Consider the following 15,173-nt stretch of genomic DNA (forward strand, 5'->3'; position numbering starts at 1 on the left):
ACAACTACATGGATTGAAATTCCCACCATAAAAGAACTTATTTTTACTCTTGTGGTTAGACTCTTTCATACTTGCCTAAATTAAACTGGGCGAAAAACATAATTCACATTAAAAAAATAGAGGATTCTTACTTTCATAAGAACACTCTGTTTTTTTCTTTAATCTATCCGTTTTTTTATTGGATGACGAAGGACGGTTTTTAATTTTTCTTTTGCTGTCTTACGTGGATCACTGATATAAATTTCATGATGCATGCGGTACTCGAAATTGGGTGCATAACCTTGTTCCTCTAGATATTGATTCATAATAGCTAATGTTTTAGGTTCATCATCATACGGACCAAGATGCATCATCTGTACGCAAAGCCCTTCATCATAAGTAAAGAAGAAGACGTTTGAATAATCTTGTTTTTTATGGGTAGTGGCATAGTCAATTGCCCAAGAGAAAGCTTTTTTGGTGACAAAATCAGGTAAGCGAATAACTGCAATCCATTGAAATAACTCTTTATGTTGATAATCAATACCTTTTATACCATCCATCCACCAAAAACCTTCTAGAGGAGGGACAACATATTCAAAATAACCTGGCAATTCCTTGCCTTTCATTTTGATGGTATAGGCAATCGTATATAGCTGTTTTAGTGCGTGGTCGTATTCACCGTCAACTTCATTTGGATCGCCTTTTCCACGAATCGCAATAAAATTCATTTTAGGAATAGTAATAATCTCAGGCTTATTTTTTGGAAGATAATAGTGTTTGTTTTCTTTTTTAAAATCGAATTTTTTCATTAACAATTCCCTCTATTCTTATTCAAGCACCATCATATAATGTTAATCAATTGAAGTTTTATTTTTAATGAAAGTATCTGTATCAATTACTGTTGCAAATTCTTCATGGAGTGTGGCAAGAGAGTAATGATGGAGTGTCTGAGCATCTACAAAATTCCCTTGATGATCCTTCATACCAAACGCAGCTGTAGCATCCGAAATTAAGTAGGTGCGATAGCCTAAGTTACCACTCATTCTAGTCGTTGTAGATACACAATGAGGTGTGGTTAACCCGACAATTGTTAAGTCGCCAATTTGTTTTTCTTTAAGGTAATCATCCAGACCTGTACCGATAAAGGCGCTGTTTACTTGTTTATGGATGATTTTTTCATGTGCTTGTGGAGCGACAATTTCTTTGATTGGAAAACCTGAACCGTGTTGGTAAAACACAGATTCTGTTAATTGCGAAATATGTTGGACATGAATAATTGTCCAATTGTTTTTTCGACAGAATGCTAAAATTTTTTGCATATTTTCTTCAGCTTGAGGATTATTTCGAGGTCCCCATTTAGCATCATCGAACGCTTGTTGCACATCGATTAGGAGCAAGGCACTATTTGTCATAAAATTCCTCCAATTATTATTTGTTTCTATTATAAAGGAGTTTTCGTTCTATTTATATCTTATCTTTAATTTAAGGATTCTTTTATAATTTGTTATAAAAAAGAACACATTTGAGTTGTAAGATGATAAAGACTAGGAGGAATCTGTATGAAATTTACTCAAATGAAACCATATGTTGTCTGGCGTTTTATCTTAGGATTCTTAGCATTATTTTGGGGAACTGTTATTTACGCTTTCGTTTGATTGCTTTAGCAAACTATTTGAAAAAGTAAATCGTTCTATTTATAATATAATTGAAAATAAAAATAGAAAGGATGGATTGAGATGGCAAATGAAATAATTCCACGTAACGCTAGCTTATTCGATATGACTCCTTTTGATTTTTTAGGCAATGCAGGTAGAAGTTTTTTCGATGGTTTTAAGGAAAATTTGGTGAAAACAGATATTTTTGAAACAGAAGCTGCATATAATGTAGAAGCAGAACTTCCAGGTATTCCAAAAGAGAATATCCACATCGATTATAGCAAAGGTGTCTTAACTATTGAAGGTGCACATCAAACTGAAAGTGAAGCAACAGATGATAAAGGAAAAGTTGTTCGCAGTGAAAGAAGTTATAATAGTGTGAAGCGGCAGTTCTTAATCGATAATGTAAAAGAAGATGAGATTAAAGCAACCTATCAAGATGGTATTTTGAAGGTTACGTTACCAAAGACAGAGGAAAGATTAGCACGTAAAAAAACTATTCCAATTGAATAAAATCAAAAATAGGAAGGAACTTTTTTAGAAGTTCCTTCCTATTTTAATTGATAAAAGCATCCTCGGCGCCTTCTTGTTGAATTTCAATGACTAATTTATGGGGAAGACAAATGCTTGTTTCTCCATTTTTAGCAATCCAACTGGTTTTAACCGCTATTTGATCGGGACTATTGTCTTCACGAACACGAATACGTCCATCTTTTACTTGAATGATATTATATTGATTTTCTGCTGGATAGTAAGTTTTTTCAAAATCTTGAATTTCATCTAAATTAAAGCGATCAACTTCTTGCCCGTTAATACGGATAATGGCATAACGAGCAGAAGTTTCTTCCGTTTCTGGTTGTTGTGCAGCAAAAATAGCGAGAGGAATGAAAGAAAAGAGAATTAGACAGAAAATGATTGGTAAATCAAAGGGTTTGATTCTCATTTGCTTCAATAGTTTTTTCATATTTACCAACTAGCTTTTTTTACGCCAGGAATTTGGCCAAGATGGGCATATTTACGAAAGTTAATTCTTGATAGTCCGAATTTACGCATATAAGCATGTGGTCGTCCGTCAATGACATCCCGATTTTTTAAATGATTGGGGTGTGAGTCTTTAGGTAATTTTGCTAAAGCTTCATAATCACCTTTGGCTTTTAATTCTTGTCGTAAAGCTGCATATTGTTCAACTAGCGCTTGTTGTTTCTTGTATTTTGCAATTTTTGATTTTTTTGCCATGAAAAAGGACTCCTTTATTTTTTGTTGTTTCGTTTATATTGATGAATAATTTTTAATGCGCGTTTACGCGTCTTAATATTGGGACTTTTTAGACGGCGATAGGCACTTGATAAATCTTGCTTTTCCATATAAAACTTCCTTCCTATATTAATGTGCTAACATTTCTTGAGCGATTTCAGTTGAAGATAAATCAGTTGGATAATACGTTGGCCAATTATCTACTTCTTCTAACAAAGCTTCTTGACTATCATTTCCAAAATAAATGTGGAAGTGAGCGGCTTTTGTTGGTGAAATTGAATGATCGCTAAATTGAACATATTTAAATGCTTTCGTATCTGGATCTGTTGCTTCAAATAAGAAACGAACGCCACGGTTTCCAGCTTTATAATTTAAAATCTCTTTTCCAGCATAGCGATACGTTGCTTTTTCAGACGAGTTATCGTCGAAAATAAATTCCATAGTATCATCGGTAATAGTTATTTCTTTGACATCTGTTTGGTAACCAACTGTATAATATTCTTTGTATTCTTCTTTTGTTTGACTTGGGTCCAGTTTGGCTTTGTAATCAAAGACTTGATCTAATGAACCATCTTCAAGTAATGGATAAACAGATTGCCATTCACCACTCCAATCAGATAATGGGCGATCTTTGACATCATTATCCTCAAAATAGCCATTATAAACAGTTTTTTCTTTTTCTGCTTTAGCTGTTTCTTCTTTTGGATTTTCTGTATCGGTTGTTTTACGTAAGGCTACTAAATTTTGTTCCATTACTGAAACATAGTCTTCACCGTTATCCATGGCTTCTTTTGTTAAACCTTCAAGTGGATTTAGAACTTCTAAGTCTACTTTGGCTTCATCAGCTAGCGTACGAGCGATAGCATCATTTGCATTTTCTTCAAAGTAAATATATTTTACACCATGTTCGTCAACAAATTCTTTGAGTTCTGCTAAACGGGCAGGGGAAGGTTCTTCATCTGGAGAAAGACCAGCAATCGGGACTTGTGTCAAACCATAATCTAAAGCCAAGTAACCAAAAGCTGCGTGTTGTGTGACAAAGCTTTTTTGTTTTGCTTGTTCAAATGCTTCTTGATAGCTTTCATCAAGAGTAGATAATTTTGTTAAATATTTTTCAGCATTTGTCGTGAACGCTTCTTTTTTATCTGGATATGCAGCAATCAATTGGTCACGGATACTTTCAACTTCTTGAATGGCACGATAAGGAGATATCCAAACATGAGGGTCTAGTTCATGACTATGTCCTTCTTCGCCATGTCCATGATCGTGGTCATGATCATCTTCAGAACCAGGTAACAATAACATGCCTTCAGTTGCTTTAATGACGTTGACGTCACCATCTTTTAACGATTCTTCAAGAGAAGGAACCCACATTTCCATATTCTCATTGTTGTAAACAAAGGCATCAGCTTTTTGAATATTAGCGATATCTTTAGCAGACGGTTCATAATCATGTGCTTCTGTTCCAGCCGGCATCAATAATTCGACGTTGGCTTCATCTCCAACAATATTTTTTGTGAAATCATACATTGGATAGAAGGTAGTAACAATTTCTAATGATTCCTCTTTTGATGATGTGCTATCCGTTTTATCCGCTGTGTTACTTGCACAAGCCCCTAATAAGAGTGTGCTGACTAACAACATACCTAATTTTCCTTTTTTCACTTTCTTCACTCACTTTCTACCTTAATAAGAATCTCTCTTATTATTTTTTTCAAATCGTAATTGTTACGATTTAAGACAGTGCCTAATTTATCATAAGAGTAAAATGAAAGTCAAGCCTTTTCTTCATTTATTTTTTTGAATTGGCTATTACTAGTTACGTAACCGTTTTATTTGGAAAGCTCTCTGAGGCATGATACACTAATTGTGTAATATATAATTTTGTAGGAGGGAATATTATGGCGAAAATTGGTAAAGAATTATTGGATCAACTCACTTCCGAAGGTGTACAAGGACCATTTGTAACAATCATGTTAAATACACATGTGGCTCATCAAGACATCGAAAAAGATCAATTAAAATTCAAAAACTTTGTTAAAGAAGCAAAAAAACGATTTAATAAACGTTATTCCGAAAACGACTGGCAAAAATTCCAGGAAAAAACAGATACGTTATTGAATGATCGAAACTTTTGGCGTAGTGCAACAGCTAGTGTTGCGATTATTTTAACAACCGAAGAAACCTATGTTCACCGTTTAAGTATTGCTGTAGATGACCAATATTATGTTGGTGATACACCTTATCTATTAGCGATTATTAAAAATGCCCAATTCAATTATAATTACCATCTATTAGGTTTAAATCGTGATTCAATGAAATTGTATCGCATGGAAAATAAGCAACTTTCTGAAGTTTCTTTATCAGAAGGGGCACCAACAGATATAAAAAAAGCGCTGGGTGAAGAAATTACAGGTGGCAACTTAAACTTCCGCACACAAGGAAATTCAAGTGCTGCTTATCACGGTGTCAGTGCAAAAGATGAGGAAGTTGAAATTGATTGGGTGAACTATTACCAAGCAGTGGATGCTTTCTTGAAAGAGGAACTGGAAAATGGAGAGAAGTTACCACTTTATCTTTTTGCACTTCCAGAAAATCAAACAACCTTCAAAAAAGTGGCGAAATATCCTTATTATGATTCGTCAATTGCGGTATCTTCATCGCCTGCACAATTGTCTGTAAATGAAATTGAAAAAGGCACGCAAGTAATTGTTGATGAGCTGACAGCAAAAGAAGTGAAAAATTATAAAGAGTTGATTGAGCGTAAATTCTTTGATCAATTAGCAGATATTCGTCAAGCTGCATCAGAAGGGCGTGTTTCGCATCTATTCATCTCAACTTCGAACTTGATTGATGGTTATGGCGATAATCCAGAAGAGGAATATGATTGGCGACAAGTATTAAATACGTTAACAAATGATGCCATTCGTAATGGTGGCGATGTTTTTGTTTTAGATCAAAAAGATGCACCAGGTGAGAAGGAATTAGTAGCTATTTTACGCTATTAGTTTTAATTCTTCTGGAAAAAGGTAGATATTTTTATAATGAGTGTGTTATAATGAAAATGTAGTTTTTGTAATGGTAAATATGGTAGCTTGTTTCATTTTAAAACATCTTCCAAATTTTCACCTTAACAAGTAATTGCAAAATATGTGTTTATACACAAGGAGGATTTTTTAATATGGAAACAGGTACAGTAAAATGGTTTAACGCAGACAAAGGTTTTGGATTTATCACTGCAGAAAATGGTAACGATGTATTCGTACATTTCTCAGCTATCCAAGGAGACGGCTTCAAAACTTTAGAAGAAGGTCAAGCAGTAACTTTTGATATCGAAGAAGGACAACGTGGCCCTCAAGCTACTAACGTTGTTAAAGCTTAATTCTATATGAATTTACAAGACGAAGTTGAACAACTTCGTCTTTTTTTGTGCACTTTTTGTTGTAAACGGTTAATAAACGAACGATAATATAATTTAGGTTGTTAATTTACGTGAGAATCTTGTGGATTATAGGTTTTCTATTATAATTAAAAAGAATAAAAAAGAAGGAGCAAACAATCATGTTTTTTAAAGGGTCTGTATTCCATACGCCAAGCTATGGTCAATTAGTTTTTTTAGAAGATGCACTTATTGAAGTGGATGAACAAGGAATTATCCAAAATGTATTCCAAACAAAAGATACATTGTATCAAACCAAATTAAAAGAAGCTCAGGCAAGCGAGAAATTTGTAGAGTTAAAAGACGGACAATATTTCTTACCAGGTTTTATTGATTTACATGTCCATGCTCCGCAATGGCCACAAGCCGGGATTGCATTGGATGAACCATTAAATAAATGGTTAGATGAATGTACCTTTCCTTTAGAAGCGAAATATCAAGATAAGGAGTTCGCCCAAAATGTTTATCAAGATTTGGTAACAAATTTACTAGCACGAGGAACGACTACGGTTTTGTATTTTGCAACAATACATTTAGAAGCAAGTTTAGCTTTGGCTAGAATTTGCGCAGAGCAAGGGCAACGTGGGTTGGTTGGAAAGGTTGTGATGGACCATCCAGAAATGAATCCTGAATTTTATCGTGATGCTTCAACACAACAGGCGTTAAGTGATACGGAAGCGTTCATTGTAGCAGTGAAAGAATTATCAAAAGAGGTGACACAAGGTATCTATCCTGTTGTCACACCACGTTTTGTACCAAGCTGTACAGATGAAGGATTAGCTGGTTTAGGAAAATTAGCCGAAAAATACAATGTTCATATCCAATCGCATTGTAGTGAAGGTCAGTGGGAGCACGATCACGTCAAAGAACGCTTTGGAAAAACTGATACGGAAGTCTTACGTGATTTTGGTTTGTTAACAGAAAAATCAGTGATGGCACATTGCAATTTTGTGGATGAAAAAGATGGGGAAATTTTTGTGGAGACTGGTACTGCCGTTGCACATTGTCCCATTTCAAATGCTTATTTTGCGAACGGCGTTATTCCGATTAAACGCTTGAAAGAACAAGGAGTAGAAATTGGTTTAGGAACGGATATCTCAGGGGGATTTTCACCGAGTTTGTGGGATAACATCAAACAAGCGGTCATGTCTTCACGCATGTTAGAAGATGGTGTCGATGTTACTCGTACCCAAGATACACGTGGCGTAGCCGATTCACGTATTTCAGTAATTGAAGCTTTTTCTTTGGCTACACAAGGTGGAGGCGAAGCGTTAAGTTTACCAATTGGTGTCATTGAAAAAGGCTATGCCTGTGATTTGCAAGTGGTGGATATGAATGCAACAGGTGCATCTTTATCAGGCTTTGGCGTGTTCAATGAGCCAGCAGATCAATTGCAAAAATTACTTTATTTAGCAACACCTACCAATATTAAACAAGTTTGGGTACAAGGAAAACTTGTACACGAGAAGTACTAGGAGGAAAATTTGTGGAAACAAGAGTAGAGAAAAAGAATTTAACTGTGGGTGTCAATGAAGATATTCCCTTTGGCCAAGCCTTTATTTTAGGATTACAACATGTCCTTGCGATGGACGTATATGTTCCACCATTTATTATTGCAACAGCAGTAGGGATGTCTTCTCCTGAGGCAGCAGGACTTATTCAGTCTACCTTTTTAGGAGCGGGGATTGCGTCATTAATTCAAGTATTATTTTTCTTGAAATTACCGGTTTGTCAAGGGCCGTCCTTTGTTCCAGTGGGGGCAATTATTGGTATTTATCTTGGTTCAAAAGGAATGGATACAGTGTTGGGTGCAAGTGTCATCGGTGCATTAGCAGTTGTTTTGTTAGGGATGACTGGGGTATATAAATATATTGTCCGCAAGTTTATTCCAAGTATTGTTAGTGGAACGATTATCATGATTGTTGGTTTGACCCTGTTACCGTCTGCGTTTACTGGAAACATTTATGTTTCAAGCGAAAGTTTAAGTATCAATCAGAATATTTTATTAGCTATAATTACAGCAGCTACCTTAATTATTTTTTCAATGTTAGGTGAATATTTCCCTAATTTAGGCAAAATTTTCCGAATCAGCTCAGTGATTATTGCGTTAGCATTAGGCTCAGTAATTGCCTCTTTTATGGGCGGTTTAGATTTTAGTTCAGTCTCGGAAGCTTCTTTTTTAAGTTTACCAAATATCGCTTTTATTGATTTTGGATTGAAATTTGATATTTCTGCAATTTTAACAATGTTAGTTATTTATATGGTTCTTTTAGCTGAAACGACTGGTACTTGGTATGCAGTCAGCGCAGTAACTGAAGAAGCTGTCACAGATGAACAAATCAATAAAGGTGTGATTGGCGAAGGTTTGGGTTGTTTAATGGCAGCATTAGTAGGAACAACTCCAGTGACAGGTTATTCAACAAATGCTGGGATTATTTCAATTACAGGCGTTGCAAGTAAGAAAGTGTTTGTTATGGCATCTGTTTGGTTTATCATCTTATCTTTCTTAGGAAAATTATCTGCATTGATTCATGCCATTCCATCGGCAGTTATCGGCGGTGTATTTTCGGTTGTTTGTGTCATTATTATGTTGAGTGGTTTCCGTGTTATCAAAAACCAAGAATTTTCTGAACGAGAATTATATATTATTGGCGTGCCATTAATTGTCGCGATTGGTTTATTATTTATGCCAGCAGAAGTGAAACAAAGTGCTCCACAGTTTATCCAATATTTATTAGATTCACCAATTGCTTTAAGTGCGATTGTCGCAGTAGCGATGAATAAATTAATTCCAGAAACAAAATAAGCAAACAAAGATCATCTTGAGGGGTGGTCTTTTTGTTTGGGCAAAGGTGGGCGAATAAAAATCTTTGTAGTATAATGCAAAGAGCATGTGTGAGGAGGAAGAGGATGAAAACCACTTATGCAATTGTAGACATCGAAACCACAGGCACCGATCCTAAAAGTGATCGTATCATCCAATTTGGTTGTGTCTTAGTTGAAAATAATAAAATTGTTAGTCGATTTGCGACTGATATCAATCCGATGCAGCCGATTTCCAAACAAATTCAAAACTTAACGCATATTTCAAATAAACGTGTTAAAAAAGCACCACTTTTTGAAGATGTGGCAACCACTATTTATAATTTATTAGAAAATACGATTTTTGTTGCGCACAACATTCATTTTGATTATCATTTCTTAAATCACGAGTTGGAGCGTTGTGGAATGCCGCCATTGACGATTCCGGGAATTGACACGGTTGAATTAGCGCAAATCTTTTTACCAACAGAAGTCAGTTTTCGTTTAGGTGATTTGGCAGAAAATCTAGGGTTGGAACATGATGCACCCCATCAAGCGGATAGTGATGCTGAAGTAACAGCCACATTATTAGTATATATAGAAGCAATTATGAAAAAGTTACCGTTAGTAACAATGGAAAAAATAGCGCAATTAAGCGTTGTTACCAGTATGCAAACTAGCGAGTACATTCAATCAGTTGTTCAAGAGATGCGCGAGAATCCACGACCATTAGCACCAGAATTAGAAATAGTGGATGGCATGGCTTTGCGTAAAAAAGAAGTAAAATTATTTTTGGAACAACATTTTGAGAAAACATACCCTACGACCAAAAAAGAAAAAATGGCACTGTATCACGATAAACTAATGTATCGAAAAGAACAGAGTAAATTAATGAATATTATTTATCGCCATTTTACAACAGGTGAACAAAAAGATTTATTGGTTGAAGCTTCTACTGGAATGGGCAAAACAATTGGTTATTTATTGCCAGCACATTTTCTAGCAACGCCAGAAAAACCTGTAATTATTAGTACCGTATCCATTTTGTTGCAACAGCAATTAATGAAACATGATATTCCGTTGTTAAATTCCATTTTGGAACAACCGATTCAAGCGACGGTTGTCAAAAGTAAAAATCATTACATTGATTTGCAACGATTTAAAGCAACGTTAAACATGCCTGTACAGCAAAAACAATATGCCTTATATCAAATGGGAATTTTAGTTTGGCTAACACAGACAGTAACAGGCGATTTCGATGAATTGAATTTAGTTCGTTTGAATCATCTATTATTTAAAGAAATTAGTCATCGTGGGGTTGAAAATTTAGCAAAATCACAATCTTTATATGAAGAAGATTTCTTACGGCACTTATATGCACAAATGGCTCAAAGTAATGTGTTAATTATTAATCATGCGTTATTAGCACAAGAAACGCAACGCCAGCAACAATTGATTCCAGCAAGTCCCTATTTAATTATTGACGAAGCCCATCATTTACCAGACATTATGGAACAAGTTTCTAATTTATTTGTGGATACGGCAGCTTTTCAAAGAAAATTAGGTCAATTTCAAGAGGAAGGGCAATTATTTGATTTGATTCAGTTGATGGTAGGGCAAGATTATGAGACGTCACGACTATTTCAATTATATCGCGAAGAATTGACAGCAATCGCTGAAACACAAGAAGATATTTTTTATGAATGGTCCCAAGCAACAGGAAACGCAGAAAATATCGTGACTAAAGAACAGCGAGAATCAGTTTCACTACAATGTGAGAAAAATATTCAACGCTTGCTACTATACTACGAAGAATTACTAATTTTACAAAAACAGTTGGGCACATTAATGAATCAAATGAGTCATTCATGGTTGAATCGACAACGAATTTTGTTTGGGGATTTATTGAGTTTCTTTGATGAAATGCAACGTCAATATCAAGTGATGGATCGTTGGTTTTCGAATTGGGAAGAAAATTACGTCCATTTCTTAGTCTTTTATGGCAACCAACGGACTGTGAAATTACAATTAGTTGATTTTGACGCAGCCATTTTGCCTAATACTCGTTGGTACGAACGATATGAGCGGATTTTATATATTGGTGGAACGTTACGTGTATCCGGCGACCGTAGTTATTTTGCAAAAAAATTAGGTATTCCTGATGCGATGTTAAAAGTTGTACCAACTACGTACGATTATGCGAAACAAGCACAATTATTTACTTTAGATCAGGGGATTGCTATTCATGAATACGATGCTTCGGCGTATGCAAAATATTTAGCAACGACTTTGACAACCTTGTTAGAAGATGTGAATCAACCAGTCTTAGTCTTATTTACCTCCCATGATATTTTACAAAAAGTGTATGGTCGTATGCACATGGACTTTTTACAAAATGGTCGTGAGATTTTGGCACAAGGAATGGGCGGAAGTCGGGAAAAATTGTTAAAACGATTTATGCAATCAAATAACAGTATTTTGTTTGGAGCAGATAGTTTTTGGGAAGGTGTCGATTTACCAGGAGATTCCTTACAATTGTTGATTGTTACGCGCCTACCGTTTGAAAATCCTGAACGTCCGATGGTTAAAGCACGTCAGATGTATTTGGAAAAAAAGGGCATCAATCCTTTCATGCAAGAAACCATTCCTAAGGCAGCTTTAAAATTACGTCAAGGCTTAGGTCGTCTAATTCGTTCAACAGAAGATAAAGGAACGATGATTATCTTAGATCGACGTATTGTAACCACAAAATATGGAAAAAAAATCGCTCGAGCCTTACCAAAGGAACTTCCATTACAAGAAGCTTCAATAGAAGAAATCCAAAAAGCAACTGTTCAATTTTTAGAAAATAACAAAGATTTAAACGAAAATAGTACAGATTCAACGAAAGTTTTTGTATAATGAAACCTATCAAGAAAGGAAGTGGATAACTAGAAGTGAACACTAATGCGCAAAAAGAAAAACAAAAAATTATTGCATTGTTGACAGGAATTATTGTTTTGTTGTTGATCATTCTCTTTTCTTCGCTTTCTTATATCCGTGCGACAAGTCCAGTGCGGCAAGCTAAAACAGAAGCTATACAACTTGCAGAACAATACGCTAAGATTGAGCAAGTTGATCAATTCTATTGGTTTACAAGAGAACAAACTTATTTTTCTGTTTTAGGGAAGAATGATCAACAACAAGAGGTTATTGCAATTATTCCTAAGTCTGGAGAAAAAGTGACCGTTTTAGCGCAAGATGACGGTCTAACCGAAGATGAAGCAAAGGAAAAGATTTTTAATGAATATCCAAGTGAAACATTAAGAAAAGCAACACTTGGAATGTTTGAAGATAAACCTGTCTGGGAAGTCATGACAAAAGATGATAAGGGGAATAACTATTATCTATTAGACTTTAAAGATGGCAAAGAGGTTAAAGTAATTCGAAATATTTAAGGTGTAATTTGAAAGGGTGAATGGTATGAAATTATCGAAAAGAACTGAAACATTAGAACCATCAGTGACATTAGCTGCTTCTACAAAAGCGAAGGAATTAAAAAGCCAAGGAATCGATGTTCTAAGTGTGACATTAGGTGAACCAGATTTTCCAACGCCAAAAAATATTCAAAAAGCGGCAATTGAAGCGATTGAATCAGGCAAAGCAAGTTTTTATACACCGAGTGCAGGGATTCCAGAATTGCGTCAAGCGATTGTTGATTATATTGAAAAATTCTATGGTTTGACTTATGAGGTTTCTCAAACTTTAGTAACTGATGGTGCAAAATTTGCTTTGTATGCTTTATTCCAGGCTATTTTGGATGAAGGAGACGAAGTAATTATTCCCACACCTTATTGGGTAAGTTATGGGGAACAAGTGAAATTAGCTGATGGGACACCCGTTTTTGTTGAAGGCAGCGAAGACAATCAATTTAAAGTGACTGTGGAACAATTAGAAACTGTTCGTACAGAAAATTCAAAAGCGGTGATTTTAAATTCACCTTCTAACCCTACAGGTATGATTTATACAAAAGAAGAATTAACAGCAATTGGTGAGTGGGCGGTGGCACATGATTTGTTAATTATAGCAGATGATATTTATGGTCGTTTGGTCTATGATGGATATGAATTTACACCAATTGCGACGATTTCTGAAGAAATTCGCAAACAAACATTAATTATCAATGGCGTATCAAAAAGCTATTCAATGACCGGATGGCGAATTGGTTTTGCTATTGGTGACAAAGAATTGATTAAAGCAATGACAGATATTGCTTCTCAATCAACAAGTAATTCAACTGCGGTGAGTCAATATGCAGCTGTAGAAGCCTTAACAGGTCCTCAAGATGCAGTCGAAGAAATGCGTCAAGCGTTTGAAGAACGGTTAAATCGTTTATATCCATTGATGTTAGAAATCCCTGGGGTAAAATTAGCGAAACCACAAGGCGCATTTTATCTTTTCCCTAATGTCAAAGGAACCATGGATCTTTGTGGATACACTGACGTGACTGAATTTACGGATGCTTTATTAAATGAAGCGCACGTTGCTGTTGTAACAGGTGCAGGTTTTGGTGCAAATGAAAATATCCGTTTAAGTTATGCCTCTGATTGGGAAACATTAGAAGAGATGGTTAATCGAATTAAGGCATTTGTTGAAAAAAATCGCAGAAAGTAATACACTGTCATAGAACGTTTAATTATAGAATGGAGAGACACAAGTGGAACAAATTCAAATTATTGATGCACAACACCATGTTGGTGAAACAGTCAAAATCGGCGCATGGATTGCGAACAAACGCTCAAGCGGAAAAATTGCTTTCTTACAATTAAGAGATGGAACAGCAACTTTCCAAGGAATTGTCGTGAAAAATGAAGTAGGCGAAGATATTTTTCAAATTGCGAAAAATTTAACGCAAGAAACTTCTGTCTGGATTACAGGTGAAATTCGCGAAGATAGCCGTTCAAAATTCGGTTATGAAATTGGTGTACAAAGCATCGAAGTGATCGGTGAAAGCCATGATTATCCAATCACACCAAAAGAACACGGAACAGAATTTTTGATGGATCACCGTCATTTATGGTTGCGTTCTTCAAGACAGCATGCAATTATGCAAATTCGTAACGAAATTATTCGTGCAACTTACGAATTTTTCAACAAACATAACTTTATTAAAATTGATCCACCGATTCTAACTGGTTCTGCACCAGAAGGAACCACTGATTTATTTGAAACAAATTATTTTGATCAACAAGCATACCTTTCACAATCTGGTCAGCTTTATATGGAAGCTGCAGCTATGGCATTTGGAAAAGTGTTCTCTTTTGGACCAACTTTCCGTGCTGAAAAATCAAAAACACGTCGTCACTTGATTGAATTTTGGATGATGGAACCAGAAATGGCGTTCATGCATCAAGACGAAAGCTTAGAAATTCAAGAACAATACGTGGCATTTTTAGTGCAAAATGTATTAGATAATTGTGAACTAGCCTTAGAAACACTTGGTCGTGACCGTGCTATTTTAGAAAAATATACGAAATTACCTTATCCACGTATTTCTTACGATGAGGCAGTGGAATTATTGAAGAAAAATGGTTTTGACGATATCGAATGGGGCGATGACTTTGGTTCACCACATGAAACATTTATTGCTAATTCATATGACCAACCAGTGTTCATTTTAAATTATCCAAAAGCTATTAAACCATTCTACATGAAACCACATCCAACTCGTGAGGATGTTGTAATTTGTGCGGATATGATCGCTCCAGAAGGATATGGTGAAATCATTGGTGGCTCTGAACGTGATGTTGATTATGATCACTTATTTGCTGAGATTGAGCATCATGGTCTAAACCCAGACGAATATTCTTGGTATTTGGATTTACGTAAGTATGGTTCTGTTCCTCATTCAGGATTCGGATTAGGTTTAGAAAGAACAGTTACTTGGCTAGCGGGGATTGAACATGTACGTGAAGCAAGTCCATTCCCACGTTTATTAAATCGTATTTACCCATAGAACTGACAAAGCGCCCGCATTTTGGGCGTTTTTTTGTTATACTTAGAAT

The 15,173-nt window shown here is 35.5% G+C and carries 15 protein-coding genes and 1 CRISPR repeat array (1 of these 16 only partly in view); of the genes, 9 read left to right on the forward strand and 6 right to left on the reverse strand.

Translation table 11 applies throughout. The features are described 5' to 3' along the window. A CRISPR array of direct repeats spans nt 1–20; the repeat unit is 32 nt; it begins 1,084 nt to the left of the window's first position. A 138-nt stretch (nt 21–158) separates the two neighbouring features. Next, on the reverse strand, nt 159–788 hold the full coding sequence (locus DOK78_RS07445; protein WP_207940954.1) for a GyrI-like domain-containing protein: 630 nt from the start codon (nt 786–788) through the stop codon (nt 159–161). Between the two features lie 42 nt (nt 789–830). After that, nucleotides 831–1,391: a cysteine hydrolase family protein gene (locus DOK78_RS07450; protein WP_207940953.1), complete on the reverse strand. Its 561-nt coding sequence runs from the start codon at nt 1,389–1,391 to the stop codon at nt 831–833. Between the two features lie 324 nt (nt 1,392–1,715). Between DOK78_RS07450 and DOK78_RS07455 the strand changes: the two genes are divergently transcribed. Then, nucleotides 1,716–2,147 carry an Hsp20/alpha crystallin family protein gene (locus tag DOK78_RS07455; protein WP_207940952.1) on the forward strand — a complete coding sequence of 144 codons (432 nt, stop codon included), beginning with the start codon at nt 1,716–1,718 and terminating at the stop codon, nt 2,145–2,147. 43 nt (nt 2,148–2,190) lie between these two features. Here the strand turns inward: DOK78_RS07455 and DOK78_RS07460 are convergent, their stop codons facing one another. Genes DOK78_RS07460 through DOK78_RS07475 form a run of 4 tightly spaced genes read right to left on the reverse strand, consistent with a single transcriptional unit; the run spans nt 2,191 to nt 4,553 of the window. Further along, nucleotides 2,191–2,598: a NusG domain II-containing protein gene (locus DOK78_RS07460; protein ID WP_207940951.1), complete on the reverse strand. Its 408-nt coding sequence runs from the start codon at nt 2,596–2,598 to the stop codon at nt 2,191–2,193. Nucleotides 2,599–2,600: 2 nt separating this feature from the next. Then, complete coding sequence (gene rpsN / locus DOK78_RS07465; RefSeq protein WP_207940950.1) at nt 2,601–2,870, reverse strand: 30S ribosomal protein S14; 270 nt, start codon at nt 2,868–2,870, stop codon at nt 2,601–2,603. A 14-nt stretch (nt 2,871–2,884) separates the two neighbouring features. Beyond that, on the reverse strand, nt 2,885–2,998 hold the full coding sequence (locus tag DOK78_RS07470) for a putative metal homeostasis protein (protein ID WP_016174717.1): 114 nt from the start codon (nt 2,996–2,998) through the stop codon (nt 2,885–2,887). Nucleotides 2,999–3,017: 19 nt separating this feature from the next. Then, entirely contained in the window at nt 3,018–4,553 is a 1,536-nt protein-coding gene (locus tag DOK78_RS07475) for a zinc ABC transporter substrate-binding protein AdcA (protein ID WP_339076397.1), read from the reverse strand. Nucleotides 4,554–4,789: 236 nt separating this feature from the next. Between DOK78_RS07475 and DOK78_RS07480 the strand changes: the two genes are divergently transcribed. The 8 genes from DOK78_RS07480 (at nt 4,790) to asnS (ending at nt 15,124) form a co-directional block, all read left to right on the forward strand. Further along, nucleotides 4,790–5,896, forward strand: coding sequence for a hypothetical protein (locus tag DOK78_RS07480; protein ID WP_207940949.1), 1,107 nt, complete (start codon nt 4,790–4,792; stop codon nt 5,894–5,896). Between the two features lie 173 nt (nt 5,897–6,069). Next, on the forward strand, nt 6,070–6,270 hold the full coding sequence (locus tag DOK78_RS07485) for a cold-shock protein (RefSeq protein WP_016174721.1): 201 nt from the start codon (nt 6,070–6,072) through the stop codon (nt 6,268–6,270). A 179-nt stretch (nt 6,271–6,449) separates the two neighbouring features. Next, on the forward strand, nt 6,450–7,802 hold the full coding sequence (gene guaD, locus DOK78_RS07490) for a guanine deaminase (RefSeq protein ID WP_207940948.1): 1,353 nt from the start codon (nt 6,450–6,452) through the stop codon (nt 7,800–7,802). A gap of 11 nt (nt 7,803–7,813) precedes the next feature. Beyond that, the gene (locus tag DOK78_RS07495) at nt 7,814–9,133 is read left to right on the forward strand and encodes a solute carrier family 23 protein (RefSeq protein WP_207940947.1); all 1,320 of its coding nucleotides are present in this window, start codon (nt 7,814–7,816) and stop codon (nt 9,131–9,133) included. A 104-nt stretch (nt 9,134–9,237) separates the two neighbouring features. After that, the gene (locus DOK78_RS07500) at nt 9,238–12,030 is read left to right on the forward strand and encodes a helicase C-terminal domain-containing protein (protein WP_207940946.1); all 2,793 of its coding nucleotides are present in this window, start codon (nt 9,238–9,240) and stop codon (nt 12,028–12,030) included. 35 nt (nt 12,031–12,065) lie between these two features. Further along, nucleotides 12,066–12,566 carry a DUF5590 domain-containing protein gene (locus DOK78_RS07505; RefSeq protein WP_207940945.1) on the forward strand — a complete coding sequence of 167 codons (501 nt, stop codon included), beginning with the start codon at nt 12,066–12,068 and terminating at the stop codon, nt 12,564–12,566. A 25-nt stretch (nt 12,567–12,591) separates the two neighbouring features. Next, nucleotides 12,592–13,782: a pyridoxal phosphate-dependent aminotransferase gene (locus DOK78_RS07510; RefSeq protein WP_207940944.1), complete on the forward strand. Its 1,191-nt coding sequence runs from the start codon at nt 12,592–12,594 to the stop codon at nt 13,780–13,782. 43 nt (nt 13,783–13,825) lie between these two features. Continuing rightward, on the forward strand, nt 13,826–15,124 hold the full coding sequence (asnS, locus tag DOK78_RS07515) for an asparagine--tRNA ligase (protein ID WP_207940943.1): 1,299 nt from the start codon (nt 13,826–13,828) through the stop codon (nt 15,122–15,124). Nucleotides 15,125–15,173: the final 49 nt, after the last annotated feature.

It is taken from the genome of Enterococcus sp. DIV2402 (assembly GCF_017426705.2).
Lineage (GTDB): Bacteria > Bacillota > Bacilli > Lactobacillales > Enterococcaceae > Enterococcus_F > Enterococcus_F lowellii.

Excerpts from the sequence above, each read along its gene's own strand:
- DOK78_RS07445 (WP_207940954.1), bottom strand. The coding sequence starts at position 788 with ATGAAAAAATTCGATTTTAAAAAAGAAAACAAACACTATTATCTTCCA.
- DOK78_RS07450 (WP_207940953.1), bottom strand. The coding sequence starts at position 1,391 with ATGACAAATAGTGCCTTGCTCCTAATCGATGTGCAACAAGCGTTCGAT.
- DOK78_RS07455 (WP_207940952.1), top strand. The coding sequence starts at position 1,716 with ATGGCAAATGAAATAATTCCACGTAACGCTAGCTTATTCGATATGACT.
- DOK78_RS07460 (WP_207940951.1), bottom strand. The coding sequence starts at position 2,598 with ATGAAAAAACTATTGAAGCAAATGAGAATCAAACCCTTTGATTTACCA.
- rpsN (WP_207940950.1), bottom strand. The coding sequence starts at position 2,870 with ATGGCAAAAAAATCAAAAATTGCAAAATACAAGAAACAACAAGCGCTA.
- DOK78_RS07470 (WP_016174717.1), bottom strand. The coding sequence starts at position 2,998 with ATGGAAAAGCAAGATTTATCAAGTGCCTATCGCCGTCTAAAAAGTCCC.
- DOK78_RS07480 (WP_207940949.1), top strand. The coding sequence starts at position 4,790 with ATGGCGAAAATTGGTAAAGAATTATTGGATCAACTCACTTCCGAAGGT.
- DOK78_RS07485 (WP_016174721.1), top strand. The coding sequence starts at position 6,070 with ATGGAAACAGGTACAGTAAAATGGTTTAACGCAGACAAAGGTTTTGGA.
- guaD (WP_207940948.1), top strand. The coding sequence starts at position 6,450 with ATGTTTTTTAAAGGGTCTGTATTCCATACGCCAAGCTATGGTCAATTA.
- DOK78_RS07500 (WP_207940946.1), top strand. The coding sequence starts at position 9,238 with ATGAAAACCACTTATGCAATTGTAGACATCGAAACCACAGGCACCGAT.
- DOK78_RS07510 (WP_207940944.1), top strand. The coding sequence starts at position 12,592 with ATGAAATTATCGAAAAGAACTGAAACATTAGAACCATCAGTGACATTA.